29 protein-coding genes are annotated in these 22,744 nt (G+C 43.5%); 23 read left to right on the top strand and 6 right to left on the bottom strand.

Features of this window, described 5'->3' with window-relative positions; translation table 11 throughout:
- Positions 1-86: 86 nt before the first annotated feature.
- From LX99_RS19750 to LX99_RS19740, 3 genes are all read right to left on the bottom strand, one after another.
- Positions 87-977: a class I SAM-dependent methyltransferase gene (locus tag LX99_RS19750; protein ID WP_022833298.1), complete on the bottom strand. Its 891-nt coding sequence runs from the start codon at positions 975-977 to the stop codon at positions 87-89.
- 169 nt (positions 978-1,146) lie between these two features.
- On the bottom strand, positions 1,147-1,899 hold the full coding sequence (locus LX99_RS19745; protein WP_109609400.1) for an ABC transporter ATP-binding protein: 753 nt from the start codon (positions 1,897-1,899) through the stop codon (positions 1,147-1,149).
- On the bottom strand, positions 1,896-2,627 hold the full coding sequence (locus LX99_RS19740; protein WP_022833296.1) for an MlaE family ABC transporter permease: 732 nt from the start codon (positions 2,625-2,627) through the stop codon (positions 1,896-1,898). Before LX99_RS19740 ends, LX99_RS19745 begins: the two co-directional genes overlap by 4 nt.
- Before the next feature lie 170 nt (positions 2,628-2,797).
- Between LX99_RS19740 and LX99_RS19735 the strand changes: the two genes are divergently transcribed.
- The 4 genes from LX99_RS19735 to LX99_RS19720 all read left to right on the top strand — a co-directional run bounded on the left by LX99_RS19735 (position 2,798) and on the right by LX99_RS19720 (position 6,002).
- The gene (locus LX99_RS19735) at positions 2,798-3,502 is read left to right on the top strand and encodes an SDR family oxidoreductase (protein ID WP_109609399.1); all 705 of its coding nucleotides are present in this window, start codon (positions 2,798-2,800) and stop codon (positions 3,500-3,502) included.
- Between the two features lie 25 nt (positions 3,503-3,527).
- A complete protein-coding gene (locus LX99_RS19730) occupies positions 3,528-4,112 on the top strand; it encodes a PspC domain-containing protein (RefSeq protein WP_109609398.1) in 585 nt (194 codons plus the stop codon).
- Positions 4,113-4,117: 5 nt separating this feature from the next.
- A complete protein-coding gene (locus LX99_RS19725) occupies positions 4,118-5,104 on the top strand; it encodes a LiaI-LiaF-like domain-containing protein (protein ID WP_022832082.1) in 987 nt (328 codons plus the stop codon).
- 214 nt (positions 5,105-5,318) lie between these two features.
- Complete coding sequence (locus tag LX99_RS19720; protein ID WP_146203170.1) at positions 5,319-6,002, top strand: carboxypeptidase-like regulatory domain-containing protein; 684 nt, start codon at positions 5,319-5,321, stop codon at positions 6,000-6,002.
- Between the two features lie 39 nt (positions 6,003-6,041).
- Here the strand turns inward: LX99_RS19720 and LX99_RS19715 are convergent, their stop codons facing one another.
- Positions 6,042-6,665, bottom strand: a complete 624-nt coding sequence (locus LX99_RS19715) for an NUDIX hydrolase (protein WP_109609472.1) — start codon at positions 6,663-6,665, stop codon at positions 6,042-6,044.
- Positions 6,666-6,950: 285 nt separating this feature from the next.
- Positions 6,951-7,703 (bottom strand): hypothetical protein, encoded by a 753-nt coding sequence (locus tag LX99_RS19710; protein ID WP_109609396.1) that lies wholly within the window; start codon positions 7,701-7,703, stop codon positions 6,951-6,953.
- Positions 7,704-7,833: 130 nt separating this feature from the next.
- Here LX99_RS19710 and LX99_RS19705 point away from each other — a divergent pair, with 130 nt between their 5' ends.
- From LX99_RS19705 to LX99_RS19695, 3 genes are all read left to right on the top strand, one after another.
- Positions 7,834-9,093, top strand: a complete 1,260-nt coding sequence (locus LX99_RS19705) for a prephenate dehydrogenase (protein ID WP_109609395.1) — start codon at positions 7,834-7,836, stop codon at positions 9,091-9,093.
- Positions 9,094-9,551: 458 nt separating this feature from the next.
- Positions 9,552-10,346 (top strand): ATP-grasp domain-containing protein, encoded by a 795-nt coding sequence (locus LX99_RS19700; RefSeq protein WP_109609394.1) that lies wholly within the window; start codon positions 9,552-9,554, stop codon positions 10,344-10,346.
- Between the two features lie 161 nt (positions 10,347-10,507).
- A complete protein-coding gene (locus tag LX99_RS19695) occupies positions 10,508-11,023 on the top strand; it encodes a hypothetical protein (RefSeq protein ID WP_109609393.1) in 516 nt (171 codons plus the stop codon).
- Positions 11,024-11,479: 456 nt separating this feature from the next.
- On the opposite strand, the gene LX99_RS19690 is transcribed toward LX99_RS19695, so the two are convergent.
- The gene (locus LX99_RS19690) at positions 11,480-11,968 is read right to left on the bottom strand and encodes a hypothetical protein (RefSeq protein ID WP_109609392.1); all 489 of its coding nucleotides are present in this window, start codon (positions 11,966-11,968) and stop codon (positions 11,480-11,482) included.
- 337 nt (positions 11,969-12,305) lie between these two features.
- Between LX99_RS19690 and LX99_RS19685 the strand changes: the two genes are divergently transcribed.
- From LX99_RS19685 to rpsQ, 16 genes are all read left to right on the top strand, one after another.
- Positions 12,306-12,977 carry a hypothetical protein gene (locus tag LX99_RS19685; RefSeq protein WP_109609391.1) on the top strand — a complete coding sequence of 224 codons (672 nt, stop codon included), beginning with the start codon at positions 12,306-12,308 and terminating at the stop codon, positions 12,975-12,977.
- On the top strand, positions 12,974-13,498 hold the full coding sequence (locus LX99_RS19680; RefSeq protein ID WP_109609390.1) for a hypothetical protein: 525 nt from the start codon (positions 12,974-12,976) through the stop codon (positions 13,496-13,498). Before LX99_RS19685 ends, LX99_RS19680 begins: the two co-directional genes overlap by 4 nt.
- 80 nt (positions 13,499-13,578) lie before the next feature.
- Complete coding sequence (locus LX99_RS19675) at positions 13,579-14,181, top strand: hypothetical protein (RefSeq protein ID WP_109609389.1); 603 nt, start codon at positions 13,579-13,581, stop codon at positions 14,179-14,181.
- A 247-nt stretch (positions 14,182-14,428) separates the two neighbouring features.
- Complete coding sequence (locus tag LX99_RS19670; protein WP_109609388.1) at positions 14,429-15,622, top strand: helix-turn-helix domain-containing protein; 1,194 nt, start codon at positions 14,429-14,431, stop codon at positions 15,620-15,622.
- 87 nt (positions 15,623-15,709) lie between these two features.
- Positions 15,710-16,192, top strand: coding sequence for a DoxX family protein (locus LX99_RS19665; RefSeq protein WP_211319059.1), 483 nt, complete (start codon positions 15,710-15,712; stop codon positions 16,190-16,192).
- 2 nt (positions 16,193-16,194) lie between these two features.
- A complete protein-coding gene (locus LX99_RS19660; protein ID WP_146203169.1) occupies positions 16,195-16,554 on the top strand; it encodes a hypothetical protein in 360 nt (119 codons plus the stop codon).
- A 1,048-nt stretch (positions 16,555-17,602) separates the two neighbouring features.
- Positions 17,603-18,220 (top strand): 50S ribosomal protein L3, encoded by a 618-nt coding sequence (gene rplC, locus LX99_RS19655; protein ID WP_031267186.1) that lies wholly within the window; start codon positions 17,603-17,605, stop codon positions 18,218-18,220.
- Position 18,221: 1 nt separating this feature from the next.
- Positions 18,222-18,854 (top strand): 50S ribosomal protein L4, encoded by a 633-nt coding sequence (gene rplD, locus LX99_RS19650; RefSeq protein ID WP_022832976.1) that lies wholly within the window; start codon positions 18,222-18,224, stop codon positions 18,852-18,854.
- Positions 18,855-18,856: 2 nt separating this feature from the next.
- Positions 18,857-19,147, top strand: coding sequence for a 50S ribosomal protein L23 (gene rplW, locus LX99_RS19645; RefSeq protein WP_022832977.1), 291 nt, complete (start codon positions 18,857-18,859; stop codon positions 19,145-19,147).
- 8 nt (positions 19,148-19,155) lie between these two features.
- Complete coding sequence (rplB, locus tag LX99_RS19640; RefSeq protein WP_022832978.1) at positions 19,156-19,983, top strand: 50S ribosomal protein L2; 828 nt, start codon at positions 19,156-19,158, stop codon at positions 19,981-19,983.
- Entirely contained in the window at positions 19,983-20,249 is a 267-nt protein-coding gene (rpsS, locus tag LX99_RS19635) for a 30S ribosomal protein S19 (RefSeq protein WP_022832979.1), read from the top strand. The genes rplB and rpsS overlap by 1 nt, the downstream gene beginning before the upstream one ends.
- Positions 20,250-20,255: 6 nt before the next feature.
- A complete protein-coding gene (gene rplV / locus LX99_RS19630; protein ID WP_022832980.1) occupies positions 20,256-20,678 on the top strand; it encodes a 50S ribosomal protein L22 in 423 nt (140 codons plus the stop codon).
- Positions 20,679-20,684: 6 nt separating this feature from the next.
- Complete coding sequence (gene rpsC, locus LX99_RS19625; protein WP_109609386.1) at positions 20,685-21,548, top strand: 30S ribosomal protein S3; 864 nt, start codon at positions 20,685-20,687, stop codon at positions 21,546-21,548.
- Between the two features lie 164 nt (positions 21,549-21,712).
- Positions 21,713-22,135, top strand: coding sequence for a 50S ribosomal protein L16 (gene rplP / locus LX99_RS19620; protein ID WP_090529269.1), 423 nt, complete (start codon positions 21,713-21,715; stop codon positions 22,133-22,135).
- 125 nt (positions 22,136-22,260) lie between these two features.
- Complete coding sequence (rpmC, locus tag LX99_RS19615; protein ID WP_022830221.1) at positions 22,261-22,470, top strand: 50S ribosomal protein L29; 210 nt, start codon at positions 22,261-22,263, stop codon at positions 22,468-22,470.
- Between the two features lie 19 nt (positions 22,471-22,489).
- A complete protein-coding gene (rpsQ, locus tag LX99_RS19610) occupies positions 22,490-22,744 on the top strand; it encodes a 30S ribosomal protein S17 (protein ID WP_022830222.1) in 255 nt (84 codons plus the stop codon).

Below are 22,744 nucleotides of genomic sequence, written 5' to 3'. Positions count from 1 at the left end.
GTGTATATAAGGTGCGTTAATAACTATTTCAGCAGGTAAAACCGGCAATTGCGGGTATGGTTTGCGCCAAAGATAGATATTGAAAGTTAATTACTTTTAATTTTATGAAACTTTCCAAAAACTCCGAGGGGTAATTTCGGGCCCGCTGTAGCCTGCAGGTAAAGTTCCCCGATCTCGAGGTTTTGTACCTGCGGGAACGAGCTTTTGATGAGGTTTTCAACTATCACCGACGAGAAGCCGAGCGAGTAGGTGTTCAGGATCAGGAAGTGCTCTTCGGGGTCTAAAAGCTGGGTCACATCACGCATCATTTCGGTAATGTTATCTTCCAGTTTCCATTTCTCGCCGTTAGGGCCGTTGCCGTAAGCCGGAGGATCGAGGATGATGCCATTATATTTTTTGCCGCGCTTCAACTCGCGTTTCACAAACTTCAGGGCATCTTCAACCACCCAGCGGATATCTTTTAAGCCGGAGATTTCCTGGTTTTCATTGGCCCAGGTAACCACTTGTTTTATCGAATCAACGTGTGTGGTATCGGCACCCGCCGCACGGGCTATCAGTGAGGCTCCGCCGGTATAGGCAAAAAGGTTAAGTACTTTAGGCTCGGGCGTTTTAAAGCGTTTTACATTTTGGCTGATGTAATCCCAGTTTACGGCCTGCTCGGGGAAAATACCAACATGCTTAAACGAAGTTAAGCCCAGCCTGAATTTGATAGCTGCCTCTTTGTTTTTATATTCGATATGCCAGCGATCCGGCGTTTTCTGATCTTTCTTCAGCCACTCGCCGGTAGTAGCCGAACGGCCCTTAAACCTGATGTGATGAAGGCGCTGCCACTCGGAAGCAGGCAAGGTTTTGTTCCAAACGGCCTGCGGCTCCGGGCGGATCAATATCGTATTACCAAAGCGTTCCAGTTTTTCAAAATCGCCGCAATCAATCAGCTCGTAATCTTTCCAGTGCGTTGGGGTAAGTAGTTGGATCATTTTTTTGTGGTCCGAAAGTCCGTAAGTCGGAGGTCCGGAAGATGATATTCAAAGCCGTATACTCCAATGTTAATTAATTGTGCAAATCTAATACATTTATTACGGACTTTCTGATACTGGCTAAACCTTCTTACTTCCGGACTTTCGGACCTCCGGCTTCCGGACTCCTCTACAACTTCTCTTTCGCAGCGCGCATAAAAGGGCTGGCAAATACAAAGTCGTTAAGCTCCTTGTTATCCGTTTTAGCTATTTCTTTATTTGATCCTTCCCACCATTTTTTGCCCTGGTACAGGAAAATGATATGATCGCCTATGCCCATTACCGAGTTCATATCGTGGGTTACCACTACGGTGGTGATGCTGTATTCCTGGGTAAGTTCGGCAATCAGTTCATCGATGAGGATGGAAGTTAGCGGATCGAGGCCCGAGTTTGGCTCGTCCACAAACAAATACTTGGGCTGCATGGAAATGGCGCGGGCTATGCCCACGCGTTTTTTCATCCCGCCTGATAATTCTGAGGGGTATAATTTATTTTTGCCCGCAAGGTTAACCCGCTCCAGGCAAAAGTTGGCACGGTCAAGTTTTTCTGATTTGGATTGATCGGTAAACAGGTTAAGCGGGAACATGATATTTTGCTCCACCGTCATCGAATCAAACAGGGCTGAGTTTTGAAACAGCATGCCGATTTGTGTGCGGATAGGTACACGTTGTTCGAAGTTCATATGGGTGAAATTTTCACCATCTAAAATCACTTCGCCTTTAGTGGGTTCATGCAAGCCAACAATGCACTTAAGCAAAGTGGTTTTGCCCGAGCCGGACCCGCCGATGATCAGGTTGGTTTTTCCCGGTTGAAAATTGGCGGTGATACCTTTTAATACTTCGTTCTCTCCGAAGGTTTTATATACGTCTTGAACTTCGATCATAATAGGAGGCGTGAAATGATAAGGTCGCAAAATAGGATCATGATACAGCTCCACACCACTCCGCGTGTTGCCGACTGGCCAACCTCAAGCGATCCGCCGTTAACATAAAAGCCCTGGTACGAGCAGATGGATGTTATTACAAAGCCGAAAGATACCGCCTTTACACAGCATACGGTAGCAATAACGGGGTTAAAGCCGTCGGTAAGGCCGCGCAGGTAATCATTTGTTGATACATCCTGCGATGCCGCGCAGGCGATATAGCCGCCCGTTAAACCCAAACACACCGATATGATAACCAATAATGGAATCATGGTAACACCGGCGATAATTTTTGGCGAGATCAGGTAGCCGGGGGCGTTTACACCCATAATTTCCAAAGCGTCTATCTGCTCGGTAACGCGCATGGTGCCAATTTGCGAGGCCATTGCCGAACCTACACGACCGGCCAGTACCAATGCCGTAATTGTTGGGCTAAACTCTAAGATCGTCGAATCGCGGGTGATGCCGCCTACTACTGTTTTCGGGATAAAATCGCTGATGAGCTGGAAAGCGGTTTGAATAGTAGCTACCGCGCCGATAAAAAGCGAAATAATAGCAACGATGCCCAATGAGCCGATACCCACCGAAACCATTTCACGCATGATTTCGCTCCAATACACACTGAACTTTTCGGGCTTTTTGAAACTTAAACGTAGCAGAAGTATATATTTTCCTAAGCTGTGAAACATCTAATTGTATAAAAATCGGTTAAAAATACGTTTTTTTACCTTTAAGCCTAAATAGTCAGCAATTAAAACAAGTCATTTAAATTCAATTTTGTAAGTATGGTAATTACAACGCTTACGTAAATTGCGGGCACAAAGCTTCAATCATAAAAAATAAAAATCGACAAAAACATATGAAAAACGTACTCATTACCGGATCAACCAAAGGCATGGGCCGCTCAATTGCAATTGCTTTTGCTAATGAAGGATTAAACGTGGCAATTTGTTCTCGGAATGAGAAAGAATTATTAAATTTTAAAGATGAACTGGAGGAGGCAGATGCCGGGGTGAAGGTTTTTGCCATGAAAGCCGATGGCGGCAACAAAGCAGAGTTGCTGAATTTTGCCGCCGCTGCCGAAGCTGAGTTTGGTTTTATTGATGTGGTGGTAAACAACCTGGGCACATTTATTCCATCAAGCATTTTGGATGATACCGACGAAACCTTGAATGTTCAGCTTCATACCAACCTGATGCCCGCTTATGAACTGTACCGTTTTTTCGGTAAAAAAATGGCTTCGGCAAAAAAGGGGCACTTCTTTAATATATGTTCGGTAGCGGCTATAAACCCGGTTGTACAGGCCGGAAGTTACAGTGTAACAAAATACGCGCTGTTAGGTCTAACAAGAGTAATGAGGCTCGAGATGCAGGAGCATGGTGTAAAAGTTACCGCCGTAATACCCGGATCAACGTTAACGGATTCGTGGAAGGACGCGGTAGTTGACCCGAATACCATGGTGCTGCCCGAAGACATCGCATCCGCAGTGATCAATATTTACAGGATGAGCACAGGTGCCAATGTCGACGAAATCATCATCAAACCCGCGCCGGGCCAGTTATGATCAATCAACATAAAAAACATAAATTATGGAAAAGAAACTACATCGCGATGAACACCACAAGGTAATAGGTGGCGTTTGCGCGGGCCTTGCCGAGTACTTCGGCATCGATGTGGCCATTATAAGGGCGATATTCCTGGTAACCCTGCTGTTAAAGGGCGGCGGCGTATTGGTGTACTTTATACTTTGGGCCGTTTTGCCAAAAAAAGGCCTCAACTTTGATCCGGGCGTTGACTATCGCGTACCGCCACAAACAGATCCCTTTAACCCGTTTACCGGCGCTCCGCAGGGAAATTTTAACCCGCCGCCTTTTGTTGCCCCACCAAAAAAAAAGGCTTCGAAGGTTGGTTTGATTATCGGCGTAGTGCTGATTATGATTGGCGCTGTTACCCTGTTAAACGAGTTGAACCTGATCCCCGACTGGGATTTTGATAACTTTTGGCCATTGGTATTGGTTGGCGGCGGCATAGCCCTGATTGCCTCCGGTTTTAAAAAACAACCCTGGGAAAAACGCGACTGGCATGACCCCAATACCAATACTGTTGCCGACGAGCCAAAAGTTGAGCCAACCAAAGAAGAAACACAATCTGATAACACTCCACCAACTGTATAAATATCATGAGAAGCGATAAACTTGTTCCGGGTACGATCCTGGTTTTATTGGGAGTGGTATTCCTGCTGGATAACTTCCATGTAATTGATTTTGACTGGATGAACATTTTTTACCTGTGGCCGATATTTTTGGTGATGGGTGGTGTAAGCCTGGTTTTTGCGGGTAACCGCTCGGCCCTGGCTACTATATTAAAATTATCGGTAGTGGTTGCAGGCTTCGCGTTGCTGGTATTCGGCAACTTTGGCAAACGCTATCATTTTTGGCCAAACGCCTGGAACTTTCATTATACTGATGATGGTGATAACGATAATGATGACGACAGCGACACCACCAATACCGACCAGGGCGTGGTAAAAGTAGGGGGCGAAAATACCTTTAAACAGGATTATTCGCCGACCATTAAATATGCGCGGCTCAACCTGATTGGCGGCGGTACCATTTATAATTTGAGCGATACCACTGCCGACCTGTTTAATGCCAAAACGCAGGAACTGTATGGAAAATACGTTTTAAACCAGAAAAAGGACGATTCGGTAACGGTAGTAGACCTTCATTTAAAAAATAATAAGGGCTTCCATTTTGATTCGGACGATAAGAAAAACAATAAGGCCGATATCAAATTAAACCCGAATCCGATATGGGATATCGAGGTAGAAACCGGCGCTACAGATTTAAATTTTGATCTTTCGAAATTCAAAATAAAAAGCCTAACTTTAAAGGGCGGAGCAGCGTCGTTTGATGTGAGGCTTGGAAGCCCGGTTTCAACCACCAATGTGGAGGTTTCTACAGGGGCTTCAGAGGTGATTATCAGTGTGCCCAAGAGTGCCGCGTGCCGTATTACCGCTAATACAGGCCTGTCTGACAACACGTTTGCAGGCTTTGATAAAAAGGGTGATAACAGCTACGAAACCGAGGGCTTTGCTAATGCCAAAAACAAAATACTCATCCACATGAGCGGCGGTATTTCCGATTTTAAAGTAAACCGATACTAAATAACCTAAATCCTGAGTAAAACGATACCGGGACATAATACAAAATAATGCATTGCCAACCGCCCCGCCAGATTTTTGACGGGGCTTTTTTGTGCCCGGTTATCCGTTTTGCTTCACCATTTTGTCATATAGCTGGTGCTCAGGTTTAAAAAGTGTTAAAATCAAAACCGTTGGTATTGAAAATAAGTTTATTTTACAGCACAAATTAACTGCTATGAAATACCGTTACCTTATATTATCCGCAATACTATTTTTTGCCTGCGCGGCACAAGCCCAAAACGTTGTTAAAGGCTCGGTTAACGAAGCCGGAAGGAGCACCAGGCTCTCCAACGTTTTTGTGCGCGACAACCAAAACAGGCAAATGACCATTACCGATAGTAAAGGTAACTTCAGCATCCGTACCGAAACCGGGCATATCCTCATTTTCAGTTCGCCGGGTTATGTATCCGATACTTTATATGTTACCGATTTTACACCCAAGAAGATTGAGCTAACCACCGAGACTATCGCCCTGAAGCAGGTAAACATCAGCGCTAAACGCGAAAGTTTTGATGCCCATAAAGAGTACCCCGAGGTATATACCCGCAGTAAGTTGTACCCGCTATCGCCCACATCATGGTTTAGCAAAGAGGCCCGCGACGCGCGCCGCCTGAAAAAATATTTTAAGCACGAGGAAGAAGAGCGCCATGTTGACGAGGTGTTTAACATGAACTACGTGAAAAGTATCATCCCTTTGCGCGGCCAGGAACTTGAAAACTTCATGACCATCTACAGGCCAAGCTATGCCTTCATTAAAGATAACAATGGCCCTTCGCTGGCGGTATATATTAATGATTCGTACAAAAAATACCTGGCGCTGCCTGCAGACAAGCGTACTTTGCCTGCTTTGAGGGAGTAATTTTTAGTGGCAGTTGCAGTTTTTCTGATGCTTTAGTTTTTAGTCTGCCCAAACAGATATATCATTATTAATAATTTTTTGGTAAACCAGTTCGATCTGGCTTTTCAGGATTCTGTCTTCAGATAATGGCGGCAGGTTATTGATATCGAAGTATTGCACATCCAGTACATCAAAGCCTTTGTTAACTTGGGTGGTGATGGCTTTACAATAGAAAACCATTTTATACACATAAAAAGGTTGCGGCGGGTGCGGGTGCATTTTTTTATCAAACACGGCGAGTAAACGTTCCGCGCTTACCTGCAGGCCGGTTTCTTCAAAAAACTCCTTAATAATGGTTTCTTTAGGGCTGTAGCCAATATCGCCCCAGCCGCCGGGTAACGACCATTTTCCGTCGCCGCTTTCCCGCGCCAGCAAAATTTTATGATCCGGCGAAAGCAGGATGCCTCTCAAATCAACTTTGGCCGTAGGGTAGTCGGTAGCCTGCGGGAACAGCAGGTTAATTTTTTCTTCGCCGTAGCCGCTTACTTCGTCAAACATTTGGGTGCTGAGGTGCCGCAGTTCCTGGTAGCGCTCAATATCGTATTCATTTTTGGCATAAAGCAGGCCTGTATCGGCAATAGCCCGGAGTTGCGTGATCCGGGCAAGAAGATTGGTGTTTGACATGGCAGGTTGATGTATCATATTTTGTCATGGACAGGAGAAAACCTCCTCCTCAATAGGCCAGGTGGATGCCGTTGGCGCAGAAGATCATTCGCTACCGCTCATGATGGCAAATTGAATTAAAAAAATTAGCCGTTCAGGAATCGGTGTTATTAAAAAGTCAATCGGTGTAATCCCAATAAAAAATCCGAAATCGAACATCCGAATTCCGAAATCAAAAAAATCAAATCGGTGTAATCCCAATAAAAAAAAATCCGAAATCGAACATCCGAATTCCGAAATCAAAACCTACCCTCTGCCCAACAGCTCATCCAGCTTGTTGCGTTCGGTTTGCAGTTCGCGGGCGAGTTTCTTTTCTTTTTCGTTGGCTTTGGCTTTGTAGGTTTTGTACTCTTCATCCAGCTCTTCATACAGCTTAATGCGGTATTTAGCTTCGCGGCTGTGTGCGCCCGACCGGGCTATCACTATAACGGCTACCACACCAAATATAATCACCAAACCCCACATTACTAAATTATAGGTTGCTTTGGTAAGCGGGATGCCCAGCAAACCAATCTCATCGCGTTTGGCGTTCGATTCGTTCAGGGCCTGTTCTTTTGTGGTGGCGTCTGTTTGCAAGCCGCCTATGGTTTTGCCCTGCTCGGCCAGTTTGGCATTAGCTTCGGCCAGTTGATGGCGGGTGGAGCTCAGCGTATCTTTCATGTTTTTCCATAACGCGGCAACCAGTGGTTGCTGGTAATGGTAAAGCTTGGTAAGCAGGTATTGGTACTGCCCGTTAAGGCTTTTATCTTTTTGCAGTGCCGAATCGGCAGCGGTTGGTTTTGGCGCGTAGTAAGTTGGTTTAGCCTGAACAGGTTTGGCCTGTACCGGGGTAGCCGCCGGGGTTTTGGCAGGGCTCGACTTTACAATTGGAGGGATAGCACCAGGCTTCATGGTGGCTGGCTTCTTTTTAGCGATGGTATCCTGGGCAAAGCCCGCCTTTATGCCCGTTAAAAATATTGCTGTTAAAACCGTTATCGTAAAAATTAAATACTTCTTCATCCAAAGTAAAATTAGGTGCGTTTTATTAACAAAACAGGCTATGTATAGTTTTTATTATAATAACCGCCGGTTTCTTCGGCTAAAATAAGCTTTCGCACGTAATTAACCTACTCATAGTTATATTAGCGGCATGAATATAGGTATTATTGGTTTGGGCGACATGGGCCGTTTGTACGCCAAGGCTTTCGCCAAAGCGGGTTATACGGTTAGCGGATGCGATTTACCCGCCAACCGCCAAAGGCTTGAAGATGAACTTACACCTTATGGTGTCAGGGTGATGGACAGCGGCAAGGATGTAGCCCGCATCAATGACCTGATCATTTATTCGGTTGAGGCCGACAGCATGGAGCGGGTGGTGGCCGAATACGGGCCGGCAACCAAATACGGCGCTATAGTAGCCGGGCAAACCTCGGTTAAATCGCCGGAGATAGCCACCTTTGAGAAACACCTGCCCGCCGATGCCCAGATTGTAACTTTTCACGGCATGCACGGCCCCGGTTTTGAGCCCAAAGGACAAACCCTTATCCTCATCCCGCACCGAACCACGCCCGAAGCCTACCAGCGCATGTATGATCTGTTTACGGCCATAGGCAGCGAGATTGTTGAAATACCTGATTATCACGAACACGACCGTATTGTGGCCGATACCCAGGCCGTAACCCATGTGGGTTTTGAAAGCATGGGCACCGCCTGGAAATCGGCAGGTTTCTTTCCGTGGGAGAATGCCTCTTATATTGGCGGGATAGATAATGTAAAGATCCTGACCACCTTGCGCATCTTCAGTTATAAAGCCCACGTATATGCAGGGCTGGCTATTCTGAACCCTTACGCCCGGCAGCAGGTAAAACGCTATGCCGAATCGGAGTCGGAGTTGTTTAAGCTGATGATCAGGGAAGAATCGCAGGCCTTTAAGGAGCGCATATACCGGGCGCGCGATTTTGTTTTTCACGAAAGCCGCAAGCCCATTATGCTGAATGATACCGTGATGAAGGAGTTTTCACTATCGCAACATGCCCATAGCCAGAAACCCAATTCGCACCTGAGCATATTGAGCATGGTTGATGCCTGGTACCACCTTAGCGTTAACCCCTACGATAACCTGATTTGCCAAACGCCACCCTTCCGCCTGCGGCTGGGCATTGCCGAGTACCTGTTTAAAAATGAGGAACTGCTGGAAGAATCATTAGAAACCGCCCTGTATGATAAAACCATCCGGGGCGACGACCTGGAGTTTCATTCGGCGGTGAGGGACTGGTCGGCTATTATTGGGTTTGGAGATATGGAAGGGTATAAGAAGCATTTTAACGATACCCAGGCATTTTTCAGTCACCGGCTGGAAGAGGGCAAGGCGCAGAGTGCCGAACTGATCAGAAGGTTAATGATGGAGTAGGGTGGATTTCGGATCTCGGATGTTTGATTTCGGATTTATTTTTGGGGATTACACCGATTGATTTTTGATTACACCGATTTTGACTGTTGATGGGTTTGATGTCGTTGATTTCGCTGATTGTCTGAACCGGAATTTTATGGAGTTTTTGGAATAAACAGAATGCTGAGCAAATTCTATAAATTCCCTTAATTCTCCCAAATTCGGGTTCAGACATCAGTGTTCAATTTTTAAAGTGTGAACACTTTGTGTTTTTTGATAAATTGAACAGATTTGATAATCAGTATTTTAGCGTTTTGTTAAAGTGCTGTAAATAGTAGATTTGAACGGTTTAGTGCTGATAGTCAATGTGTTGTGTTTTCGAATGCAGAAATATTGAACACCCGTTTTTTAAAAATTGAACACTGACAGGATCGTGTCAGTTTATAATCAAACAGATACTACAAAAAAACAATATCACCATGGATAAGGTACGCATCCTTATAATAGGCCTTGAAGAGGCCGAAGTTAACGCCATTAAGCAAAATTTAGGTTTTAATTATTTATTGGTAACCTACGATCTGGTGCCACAGGTAAAACTAATTGAAGGCGAACTTTATGTAGAAAGTCCTTCAGTTCCGGATAAATATCTGTTGGTTAATAAGGTGATATTTCATGGTATTTATCAGGATGATGTTGATTTTATTACACTGTTAGCTTTGTGGAACGGCCCTTGCCTGCCCAATGCCCTTGGCATGATGGACCTGCGCCAGCGCATTCCCGGTTTGGTGCGTGCCCTCTCGGTATCGCGCTTTCGCGGCATTAAAAGGGGCATGGTGATAGGGCAGCAGGATTATACCGCCACTGCCGAAACCGTTGCCAAATGGGGTATCTGGCATTGCGGCGAAGACAAAGCCAAATTTAACGGCGACTGGACAAGCTCCGAAACTTCCGTTATTGAGCCGTTTATTGACGGCGAGGCCGTGCGCATTATGATTGTGGGCGATAAAAGCTGGCAGATCAAACTCACCGGCGATACCTGGCTTAAATCCATCCATAACGAAGGCTCGTGGGAAATGGAGGTTGACCCTGAATTACTGGCCGATAGCCGGGCTATTGCCGCGCATTTTAATTTGCAAACAGTAGGGGTGGATTATATGGTGGGTAAGGATGGCGGGCGGTATTTATTGGAGGTGAATCATATTCCTAATGTTACGGTTTTTCCGTTTGTTAACGAGGCGTTTGTAAAGTTTGCCGGGGATTGGGCGGTGAGGTGAAGTTTTTTGCGAAAAGCTTATCTTGCCACGGTAAACCTGTCACATGTGCATCATGTAAGTGAGTTAAGTAAAGCGTCTACCTAAACGCGGGCCGCACGAGGGAACACTTGCGGCAGCGGGGAAGCTATAAATTAAATAATAAAGGGCGGTTATAAATAAATATGCTGAATTACAAGTTAGTATCTATAATAAAACGAATTAGCGCAGTCATTGTATGTTTTCTGTTCTCCTGCAATTTAGCAGTTAAAAATGGCAATAAAGGTTTTGCAGGAAGTATTGCCCAGTCGAAAAAGTTAGGAGTTTTTATTTCAGAATACCAGCCCCTAACAAATGACGATAAGATTAATCAAAGTTTGCATATCAATATTAAATCTGCCTGGATAGAACATTCCTGGGTTTATGCTGGCTTACTCAGTAACAAAGCAGAAATTGATGAATCTTCCGTTAATTTAATTATCATAACTGACAATAATGGTTTAAAGGATTGCTTTGATCGGTGGCTAATCAGCGCGGAGTCTAATAATTATTTCACCTGTGCGTCCGGAAACGGGCTAATAGGCAACTTTCAAGCGGTACCAAGAGATAGTATAATTACTTGTAAAGTAGAGAGCCGGTTGGCTGTTCAAAAAAGAGATTCTACAGCTTTAATAGGTTACATAAAATTAAAAAAGCTTTAATGGCCAATGCTCCTGCTCTGTTGAAGTTCCCCGCCCTTGTTGGCGTTCGGCGCGTAAGCCGTTGTTGTGTGTTGTGACCAACAACTGAAGGGTTGGCCGGCAATGGTGGATAAGTAAAACGGCTATTATTTCGATGTACAGGCGCGTGTGCAGCGTTGGATTGCGAAACGGCCTACTCGTAACCTCCGTGGTTAAAAAGTCGCGAGTACACCGCGCTCTTGACCTTCGCTGCATACTGGCGCCGGTTGGGGGTATATTCAATACACACTTTCATTTGTACCGGTTCACAATTCAAACGGCAGTATTGTTGGCTACTTTACATGGGATCCGGTTTATTAAAATCCGATTTTTTTAACGCAGCTCCCCGGTGCAGCCCCAGGCGTGTCGGCTTGTGGTCGGCGTTCAGATCATAAACAGGGCCGGGTAGTTCGCACAGTTCAGCTTTTAAACGCCCAGCTATGGCGCAGGATAATATTCAAAAGCTTTCTTTTTATAGTTCCAATCAATAAAAAAATCATTGTCATCTGAATACATCTCGCCACTACGGTCTACAAATCCAATAGCGAAAGAATCAGTATGGTTTTTTGATTCTTTGTATAATTTAAAACCATAATATGCTTTTACATCATTTTTCAATTCGCATTTCCCTTTTGAATCAAAAAAACCTTTAGCATCAACTCTATAAAGCGTATCTAATTTATTGCTGTTGGGTTTGACAACCAGCAATGTTGTCAAAGCACCGTTTTTATATTTACTGTTTTCCTTTAAATAGATGTACCCTAACATTTCGCCAAGCTTCCCTTTCAATAATCTAACGCGTTTATACCCCTTTAGCGCAGCAAACGGATCTTTTTGAAATGACTTGTTTTCGGCAGCAAAAGTGTTGAGCCAATTAAACAGGCAGAAACAAATCATAATTGTTGAAGTAATTTTAGGGATTTTCATTCTATTTAAAAATTGTATAAGAGTTCCGGGTTGTTTTAAAATTATCTTGGTTCCGATATAGGATGTTCCATTACCTTTCCGCAAATAATCCTCTAAGTTAATTCAATAAGCTTTATTTTTCAAGATAAACTGTTATTCGCCTTTTAAAAGTTAGGCGCTTCTATCTGGCCGTCGCAAATACATCACATCTGGTTTAATTTAAGGTTGTTTTGGTGGATTAAAGTGAAGTGTTTACCTAAACTCGGGCCACAAGTGGGGACACTTGCGGCAGCGGGGGGTAGCAGTGGATGAATCCTATAATATTTTTTTTTGGCATAAACATTACTTATATTTAAGCATGATAACTGTGCCTGCTTTACCCACTGATAGCCTATATAAATTTCTTTTCGTCTTTGGAATAATACTTCTTATCACTGGTGGCTACTTTGCAACAGAAGTTAACAAAAAATATCGTGTACTTATCTTACATGTTGATAGCGTGACAAAAAATATCAAATTCAAAAGTCTGAATCTTACAAAAAACACAGACAGCTTGAAAAAGCAATTGGATTACCTTGATAAAACGGTGAGCAAAAACCAGAAGAAAATGGACAGTCTCGGAAAGTCCCAATTCCATAACCACAAGGATTTTATTCTTTCAAAAAAACAATCAGCCAATTTGAAAATAGAAAAAATAAAATTGGCTATTGAACTTGACAAGTTGAAAAATAAACATGCTGAATTAGAAAAAAAATGGAAGGAAATTAGTGATGACGGTGATAAGGCTGAATCGATAATAAATTATCAAACAATTAACATGGATTTTTATATCTGGTTCCCTGTCATTGTAATATTCTTGGGGTGTATATTTACTGGTTTAGGAGGCTTTCGCTGGTATTTTAAAATCCAATATTATCAAGACAAAATTTTAGAAATGCAATATCTGCAGCTAAAAAAAGATATCGAAAAAAAAGGAATTACTGGTAGATCACATCATGAGCCTTTAAATCACAAAAGAGTTAGAAAATGACATTTCAAGATGTAATGAGCTTGGGCAACACGGCTTTGACCTTAGCATGGATGTTGATAGCTTATGCCCTATTCAAACTTCAAGCTTATACTTTTCAAGTTCAAGCTGACACGTTTCGGGAACAACAAAAAATCTCTCAGTTAGAAAATAAAAAATTCTTGCTAAGTATAAGACCACAATTTATTATATCGCAGAATAGTTATATCACTCATCCGGTCGTATACGATGGGATTGAGCAAGTTAATTTTATAATAATTGTCAAGTTAAACTCAAATACGGCCTCAAGCGTTTTTATTAAACACAACACTCCATATTTGAACAACATTTTGCCGGAAGTTGAACTCGAATATATTCAACCTAATCATCAAATAAAAATTGTAGATAATCAGGTTAATAGGCAACATATTTTAGAAGAAATAGAAATAGAGCTTTTCTTTTCAGATGAAGTAGGCACAAGGTATATACAGATTATTTCAGGAAACATAACTCACCTAATGATATCACCACCAATGTTTGTTTAATTTAACGTACCTATTGGTGAAAGTACTAAACTTTGATAAGAAGGCAAGATTATGTGAATCGCTTAATAGTAATGTTATCTATGAATTGGAACCATCTATTTTTAGATTTTAGCAACGGTGATACCAACGCAATTCAAGCTATTTTTTCCATATTAAGTTTCGGCGTGACTTTAGCTGGCACTTTGTACGTCGTCAAGACCTTCAACCAACAGAAGCAAATTAATTTATCACAGCTTGATTTAAATAAGCTCGCTCTTGAAAAAGACAAACGCGACTTACTCCCAATGTTTATTGGCAAAAGTCATGAAGAAAATCAAATAGAAGGGATAATAGAATATGATCTTATTTTGAAATATAATAAAGCAAGAGATATTGAGATTTTTCCAATTAATCAACGCGGCGATTTCTTAAGCCCCATTTATTATCCAACTCAAATATCAATGCCAAAAGACGATAAGCCGTTTACTACAATCAAAATAAAAGTGGCAGATTCTTGCCCTCCATCGAGTTTCGATAAACAATATTTACTTTACTATACCGATGAAGTTGGAAGACCATATACGCAAGAAATAGGTCATGATGCCGAACGTGCAGTAATTTTATACCCACAAAGTGTTGACACAAACTTCAGAAGAAATCTTCCTTTTAGATACGATAGAAATCTAACCGAAACCAATATATAACCCTAACTTAGCCAGATGAACTTGTAATTGTTCCCCGCTGCTGCGAGCCTCCTCGTTTGTGGCCCGCGTTCAGGTAACAAAGAAGACAAGCCGATCCTAAAACTTAGCACGATGGCCACAAGCCAGGACGCTGGCGGCAGCATCAGCATCAAATGCTTTTTCGATAGTGAGGTAATATAACTCAATTACCAAACAACACAAGCCCTAACCCGCCGATAAATAATTACATTTGGGTAATTAAGCCTTTATGGTATTTGAATTTAATTTTTACAGCGCGCTTTTACTCATTTTCTTTACCCAGTTACTGGTTTTCGCTCTTTTAATTTTTTTGAAAGGCATCCGCGAGCAGCGCTTATCTTCAAAATTGCTGGCTGTTTTCCTGGCTTTGTCGGCCCTGTTCATATTTCCGTGGATGGCCGGTTTCGCTGGTTGGTATGACAACCAGCCCTATCGCGATGTGCTTTTTTATATCCCCTTTGTGCAGGGCCTGTTTTTGGGGCCGCTGCTGTTTTTTTATTTTAAAAGCCTGGTGAATGATAACTTCCGCATTGGCGGATATAACTATCTTCACTTTTTGCCGGGCGCGCTTTACCTGTTGTGGAGCATGTTGGTGGTATTGGCCGATAAACTGGTTTTAAAAAAGTACTGGCTCATGAACGGCATCAGCGACCCCGATTTCGACCGCTGGTACTCCTGGCTATGGTCGGTAAGTTTGTTAACCTACCTGTTTTTAACGCTAAGGCATTACCGGCGGTACCGCCGGTTCACCTACCAGGAACTTTCTTTTGCCGATAGCGCGGGCCTGCGTTGGATGCAGCGCTTCCTGGTTGCCGCCTTACTGTTGGTGATCTTTTTAATTGCCGATCAGTTTTCGGCGTTGTTTACCCGCAGCACTTATGTTTTATCGTGGTATTACTTTATGGGCTTTGCCGCTATAGCCTACTATATCGCCATCAGCGCCTACGGGCAGGATTACGGTCTACTGGCTAAAATTCATTTCAACCCTCCGCAGGCTGAAACGTACAGCGTTATTAACCAACACGATCCGGCAGGCAGCGCCGGGCTGATTGAAGAAGATGGCTTTCAGCCCGACGATCAGTTGATAGCCCCCCTAAAACAGGCGCTTTTACAATTGCTTGAAGTGGATAAAATTTACCTCGACCCCGAACTAACCTTAACCGGGCTGGCCAGGGAAATGAAAACCAACCATTCGGTACTCAGCAAGGTGATTAACACGGGCTTCGGCATGTCGTTCAATGATCTCATTAACAATTACCGGGTTGATGAGGCCAAGGCGCTCATCGCCAACGGCCGTTTAAAAGATCTTACCATGTTATCCATAGCGTTCGATGCCGGCTTTAACTCCAAAGCTACCTTTAACAGGGCGTTTAAAAAACAGGCCGGTATCACGCCCAAACAATATCAGCAGCAATTAGCCTGACTTTCAGTAGCCTAAACATGTATCATATTATAATTTGAAGCGACCTGCTTTGCATAAAAGCCCAATTTGCCGAAAAATTTAAATGATATGATCAGCTACTTTAAACGTTTCACATCGCCCATCTGCATGCCGTATTGGTACCAGGATTTGCTGCTGCTTATCCCGCGTGTGGTATGCGGTTATTTACTCACCTCCAATTTTGGCTCGGCCAAGTTTGGTTTACCCTGGAGCCCCGCCGATGCCAACCTGCATTTTTTTGAGGTAGCGTTCTGGTTCCCGAACGATGTTGCGGAGTATGGCGGCATCTTCAAATTGTTCCCGGCGTTTTTTGCGTGGTCCGGCGCGTTCAGCGAAGCGGTGGGCGGCATTTTTTTAATGCTCGGGCTGCAAACCCGGTTGTTCAGTATCTTGATCTGCTGCACCATGCTGGTGGCCGTTTTTATGCAGCAATGGCAAAACGGGTTGTGGAACATGTTACCGGCCCTGGGCTTTGTGTGGGTAGCCTTATTTTACAGCGTTACCGGCAGCGGCCGTTTCGGGTTGGATTATTTGTTGACTAAGCAAAAATGATCATGAAAAAACTATTAACTATTTCAGCCATTTTTTTGATGTGGATGCAATTTGGCTGCGTTCAAAAAACCAGGAATGTTACCATACAATTAAACCTGCGCCTGGCAGGGATGAAAAATATAACACAGGTAGGGGTAAGGGGCAACGGAAAGCCGCTTAGCTGGCAAAAGGATCTCGCGATGAGCCCCGTTATTAAAGATTCGTTATACACCGTCACTATACATGCCATAACCGGTTACAACTTTGCCGAGCTTAAGTTTACCGTAAACGGAACCATGGAATTGGATGGTATGCCCAACCGGCGCGTTGATTTTAAGGGGGCTAAAAGTGTAACCTATAACGCGGTATTCAATAAGCCTTAAGGGTTTGCGGGTGTGGCCTCACCTAAATCCTCTTCGGGGGAGAGGACTTTAAGAAACAAGGGCGCCCTTTGCTATGGGGCATAGCCGTCAAGTTAATAAATTCAAGCTTTTAAGTTCTCCTCTCCGGGGCATAGCCGTCAAGTTAAGGAATCAAGCTTTTAAAATCCCCTCTTGAGAGGGGCGCGCGACGGGAAAGCGCGAGGGCGGGGTGTGTTATGCAAGCGATAAACCTCGCACAGAATAACACACCCCTCCACCCCTCTCAAGAGGGGAATCGCACAATCCATTGCTTTTGCTTAAGTTGACGGCTATACTCTCAAGAGGGAATCGCACAAGCCACCGCGCTTTGCTTAGTTTGACGGCTCCCTCTCCTTTGGAGAGGGCTGGGGTGAGGCCTCTTGGCGTAGTCAATAGCGTTACTTTTTAACAGCGATCTATCTTTAATAGCCTGAAATTTTCACACGAAATTGTTACGAATTATCGAATTACACGAATGCCACAATAACAAAAAATGGGCATTCGTGTAATTCGTTTAATTGTGTCCGGATAAAAGTTGATTTGTGTGAGAATTTCTTTATGAAATTTCCGTTTTATTGGAGTTTAATCTTCCCGTTATTTCAGGTGTATCGTGAAGCTAAATGTTTATTAAGTAGCGTCTCCCATACTACAAGCGTCCTCGCGCATCATCCTGCTTGCTTATTCCTTTATTATTTACCAGGCGACTATTAAAAGTGAGTTATAACCGGCAATTGGTATTGTTTTCCCCACAAATTTTCCCAACCCCGCCTCCGTTTTACGCCGCGGTTTGCCCGGCCATCCAAAAACGCCCCTAAAACCTGCTATCCCCACCCCAAAATCAAACCAACTAAAGCATAGCGAAATAACTTCCGGACAGTTGTTAAAACACCGTTGCAAAAATTATGAAAAAATAACTTACTAACTATTTGATAATTAATACAAAGTTTCTATCTTTGCCGTCCCTTTCGGGGGAGAAATATGCCTTGAACGAAGCCCTACTGCTTCGATGGGCAATAAAACAAATAAAAAAATGTCAGGAATTATTGGTAAAAAAGTAGGAATGACCAGCATTTTCGACGAGACAGGGAAAAACATTCCTTGTACAGTAATCGAAGCTGGCCCTTGCGTGGTAACACAAGTTAGGTCTGTGGAAACAGACGGATACGCTGCTGTTCAGTTAGCGTATGGCGACAAAAAGGAAAAAAACACTTCTGCCCCTTTAAAAGGACACTTCCAGAAAGCCGGTACAGCTCCAAAGCGTAAACTGGTTGAATTCAAAACTTTCGAGGATCAAAAAGCATTAGGCGACACCGTTACTGTCGATATTTTTGCTGCCGGCGATTTTGTTGATGTGGTAGGTACCTCAAAAGGTAAAGGTTTTCAGGGTGTGGTAAAACGTCACGGTTTTGGCGGTGTGGGTATGCAAACCCACGGTCAGCACAACCGTTTACGTGCGCCGGGTTCATTGGGTGCGTCATCATGGCCTTCACGTGTATTTAAAGGTATGCGTATGGCTGGTCAAACCGGAAATGTTCGGGTTAAAGTACAAAACCTTGAAGTAGTCAAGGTTTTCGCCGAGCAGAATCTGTTAGTAGTTAAAGGTTCCATCCCCGGAGCTAAGGGTTCATTTGTAATAGTGGATAAATAAGATGGAAGTTAACGTATTAAACGTATCAGGTAAAGAAACAGGTGCCAAGGTGCAGCTTCCTGAGTCGATCTTCGGTATTGAGCCAAATGATCACGCTATCTATCTTGATGTTAAGCAATATCTTGCTAACCAACGTCAGGGTACACACAAATCAAAACAGCGTAATGAGATTGCAGGTTCAACCCGCAAGCTATATAAGCAAAAAGGTACAGGCGGTGCCCGTGCCGGTGGTATCAAATCACCATTATTTAACGGTGGTGGCCGTGTATTCGGTCCGCAACCACGTGATTACAGCTTCAAATTAAACAAAAAGCTTAAATCATTGGCCCGTAACTCTGCTTTATCATACAAAGCAAAAGATAACAACATCTTAGTGTTGGAAGATTTTAATTTTGATACCATCAAAACTAAAAACTACATTAAGCTGGAGGCCGATTTGAATGTTACTAATGATAAAACATTATTGGTAGTAGCAGGCGCTGAAAATAACAATGTTTATTTATCAAGCAGAAACCTGAAAAAAAGCAAAGTAATTTCTGTTGAGCAGTTAAACACTTATGATGTGTTAAACGCAGGCAAATTGTTGCTTACCACAGGTGCTGTTAAAACTTTGGAGGAAGCATTAGCTAAGTAATTATGGAAATTTTAAAACAACCCCTACTTACTGAAAAAGTTACGCAGTTAACTGACAAGCTTAACCGTTATGCTTTCAAAGTTGATCACAGGGCTAACAAAATTCAGATCAAAAGTGCCATTGAGGCCATGTACGGTGTAAACATCACTGCGGTGAACACCATGAAATACGTCGGTAAACTAAAAACCCGCAATACTAAGGCTGGTGCCGTTCAGGGCCGTTCAGCTACTTACAAAAAAGCGATCGTTACGTTGAAGGACGGAGAAGTAATTGATTTTTACAGCAATATATAATTATAGAGATGGCAGTAAAGAGATTTAAACCGGTTACCCCGGGTACCCGCTTCAGAGTTGACGTATCTAATTCAGATATTACAACTAACGTTCCTGAAAAATCGTTAGTGGTAGCAGCCAACAAAAAATCGGGCGGTCGTAACAACGACGGTAAAATGACTATGCGCTACTTAGGTGGTGGTCATAAACAAGCATACAGGTTAATTGACTTTAAACGTAATAAGTTTGATATCCCGGCAAAAGTTGCAACTATCGAGTACGATCCTAACCGTTCGGCCCGTATAGCACTGTTACACTTTGCTGATGGCGAGAAAAGGTACATGATTGCTCCGGAAGGCTTAACAGTTGGTACAATTGTTACAGCCGGCGAAACCGCCGCTCCGGAAGTAGGTAATACCTTACCATTAAAAAATATCCCTCTTGGTTCGATCATTCACAACATTGAGTTAAACCCTGGCCAGGGTGGTGTAATTGCCCGCAGCGCCGGTACTTACGCTCAGTTATCAGCACGTGATGGCAAATACGCCATCATCAAGTTGCCTTCAGGCGAAACCCGTATGATCCTGTCAACTTGTTTGGCAACTATCGGTACCGTTTCAAATGGCGAAAGGGCTAACTCGGTGTTAGGTAAAGCAGGCCGTAACCGCTGGTTGGGCCGCAGGCCAAGGGTACGTGGTGTAGCTATGAACCCGGTAGATCACCCTATGGGTGGTGGTGAAGGCCGTGCTTCGGGTGGTCACCCACGTTCACGCAAAGGTTTATTGGCTAAAGGCTACAAAACCCGTGACAAGAAGAAATCATCGGATCGTTACATCATTGAAAGAAGGAAGAAATAATGGCTCGTTCAATTAAAAAAGGACCTTACATTGATCATAACTTAGATAAGAAAGTTATGGTACTGAATGACGCAAATAAAAAATCAGTTGTAAAAACATGGTCACGTCGTTCCATGATCTCTCCTGATTTCGTTGGTCATACATTCGCTGTACACAACGGTAACAAGTTTATCCCTGTGTATGTAACAGAAAATATGGTTGGACATAAACTTGGAGAGTTTGCCCCAACCCGTACATTCCGCGGTCACGCAGAAAAGAAAAAATAACAGGTAATGGAAGCAACAACAAAAATTAAAAGGTCTGTACAAATCAGGCAACAAAAAGAAGCTGCAAAAGCTGTAGTAGGTGGCGCTTCTGTTGCTAAGTTACAGGACTGTCCAACTTCACCACGCAAAATGCGTTTGGTGGTTGATCTGATCCGCGGTGAAAACGTATTTAAGGCATTAAGCATCTTAAAATTCACTAATAAAGAAGCAGCTATCCGCGTTGAAAAATTGCTTTTATCGGCAATTAACAACTGGCAGGCTAAAAACGAAGGTAAAAACGCCGATGATCTTTTTGTAAAAGAAGTATCAGTAGGCGGTGGCCGTCAGCTAAAAAGGTTACGTCCGGCTCCACAGGGCAGGGGATACCGTATCCGCAAACGCTCAAACCACGTAACACTTGTTGTGGATACTAAAAACGAAAACAATTAATTTAACATGGGACAGAAAGCACATCCAATAGGTAACAGGTTAGGCATCATCAGAGGCTGGGATTCTAACTGGTTCGGTGGCAACAACTACTCCGATAAATTAGTTGAAGACGAAAAAATCCGCAAATACCTTTCAGCTCGTATCGCTAAAGGTGGTGTATCAAAAGTAGTTATCGAGCGTACTTTAAAACGTATTACCGTAACCATCCACACTGCCCGTCCGGGTATTGTGATTGGTAAAGGCGGCCAGGAAGTTGATAAGATCAAGGAAGAGTTGAAAAAACTTACCAAAAAGGAAGTTCAGATCAACATTTTCGAGATCAAACGCCCTGAGCTTGACGCGCAATTAGTAGCTGAAGGCATTGCTAAACAATTAGAAGCACGTATCTCTTTCCGTCGTGCCATGAAAACCACTATCGCTGCAACCATGCGTATGGGTGCCGAAGGTATCAAGGTAATGACATCAGGCCGTTTAGGCGGCGCTGAGATGGCACGTAGCGAGCAATATAAAGAAGGCAGGATTCCTCTGCACACTTTCCGTGCCGACATCGACTATGCACTGGCAGAAGCATTAACTACCTATGGTAAAATAGGTGTTAAAGTATGGATCTGCAAAGGCGAGGTTTATGGCAAACGCGATCTTTCACCTAACATTGGCAGCACCAGCAGCGCAAGCGGCAAAGGTGGCAGGCCAGAAGGTGGCGCACCAGGCTTTGGTGGCCGTAACGAAAGAGGCGGCGAGCGCGGCGGTGAGCGTCGTGGCGACAGGAAACCAGGTGGCGACCGCCGTGGTGGCGGCAACAACCGCCCAGGTGGAAACCGTCCGGGTGGACAAGGTGGAAACCGTCCAGGCGGCCCCGGAAAGAGATAATTAAAGCAGATTTGAGATGTTAGATATGAGATGTGAGTAAAACATATCTCTTCAACATCTGAAACTGTAAAGTAAAAAAGATAATAACAAGATAAGAGGTTTTGATTTGGAGATGCGGATGAGCAATCTCAAATCTCTAATCTCAAATCTCAATACTTAAGAAAATGCTACAGCCAAAAAGAACGAAGTTCAGAAAGATGCAAAAAGGCAGGATGAAAGGTTTAGCCACCCGTGGTGCTGAACTTTCATTCGGATCTTTTGGTGTTAAATCACTCGAAGCGGCATGGATCACCAGCCGTCAGATCGAGGCTGCACGTATCGCTGTAACACGTTTTATGAAACGTGAAGGACAGGTTTGGATCAGGATATTCCCTGACAAACCTGTAACCAAAAAACCTGCAGAGGTACGTATGGGTAAAGGTAAAGGTGCTCCTGAATACTGGGTTGCGGTAGTACGCCCCGGAAGGATCATTTTCGAAGCCGAAGGTGTGCCTTTGGAAGTTGCTAAAGAGGCTTTACGCCTTGCAGCACAGAAATTACCGGTGCAAACTAAATTTATTGTACGTAGGGATTACGTAGAAGCATAAATTGAGGAGTTAGTTGAAAAGTTGTAAAGTTTTAATGTTGTGAAGTTGATGCCGAATTTCACCCATCATTAATAAAAACGATACAACGTTTAAACTTGCCAGCAGACAACAAATAACAAAGAAAAATGAAAAACTCAGAAATTTTGGGCCTATCAACTGAAGAGATTGTTGCAAAGATCAGCGAGGAAAGGGCTACCCTAACCAAATTGAAATTCGCGCATGCAGTTTCAGCTATTGAGAACCCGTCACGTATAACCAAAGTACGCAAAGGAATTGCTCAGTTAAATACTGAATTAACAAAACGTAAAGCGGCGGCCGCTTCTGATAAGAATTAATTTTTTAAACATTAGTAAAATGGAAAGAAATTTAAGAAAAACACGTATCGGCCTGGTAGTAAGCAATAAAATGCAAAAATCTATCGTGGTAGCCGTTGAGCGTAAGGTTAAGCACCCTATCTATGGTAAATTCGTAAAGAAAACTACCAAATTTAAAGCTCATGACGAAGCTAACACCTGCGGTGTTGGCGATACCGTATTGATTATGGAAACCCGCCCGTTAAGCAAAACTAAAAACTGGCGATTAGTTGAAATTTTAGAAAGGGCGAAATAA

The organism is Mucilaginibacter oryzae (genome assembly GCF_003148845.1).
In the GTDB taxonomy this organism is placed as follows: Bacteria; Bacteroidota; Bacteroidia; order Sphingobacteriales; family Sphingobacteriaceae; genus Mucilaginibacter; species Mucilaginibacter oryzae.
The sequence above is the reverse complement of the archived record's forward strand: the minus strand, read 5'-3'. Positions and strand labels throughout refer to the sequence as shown.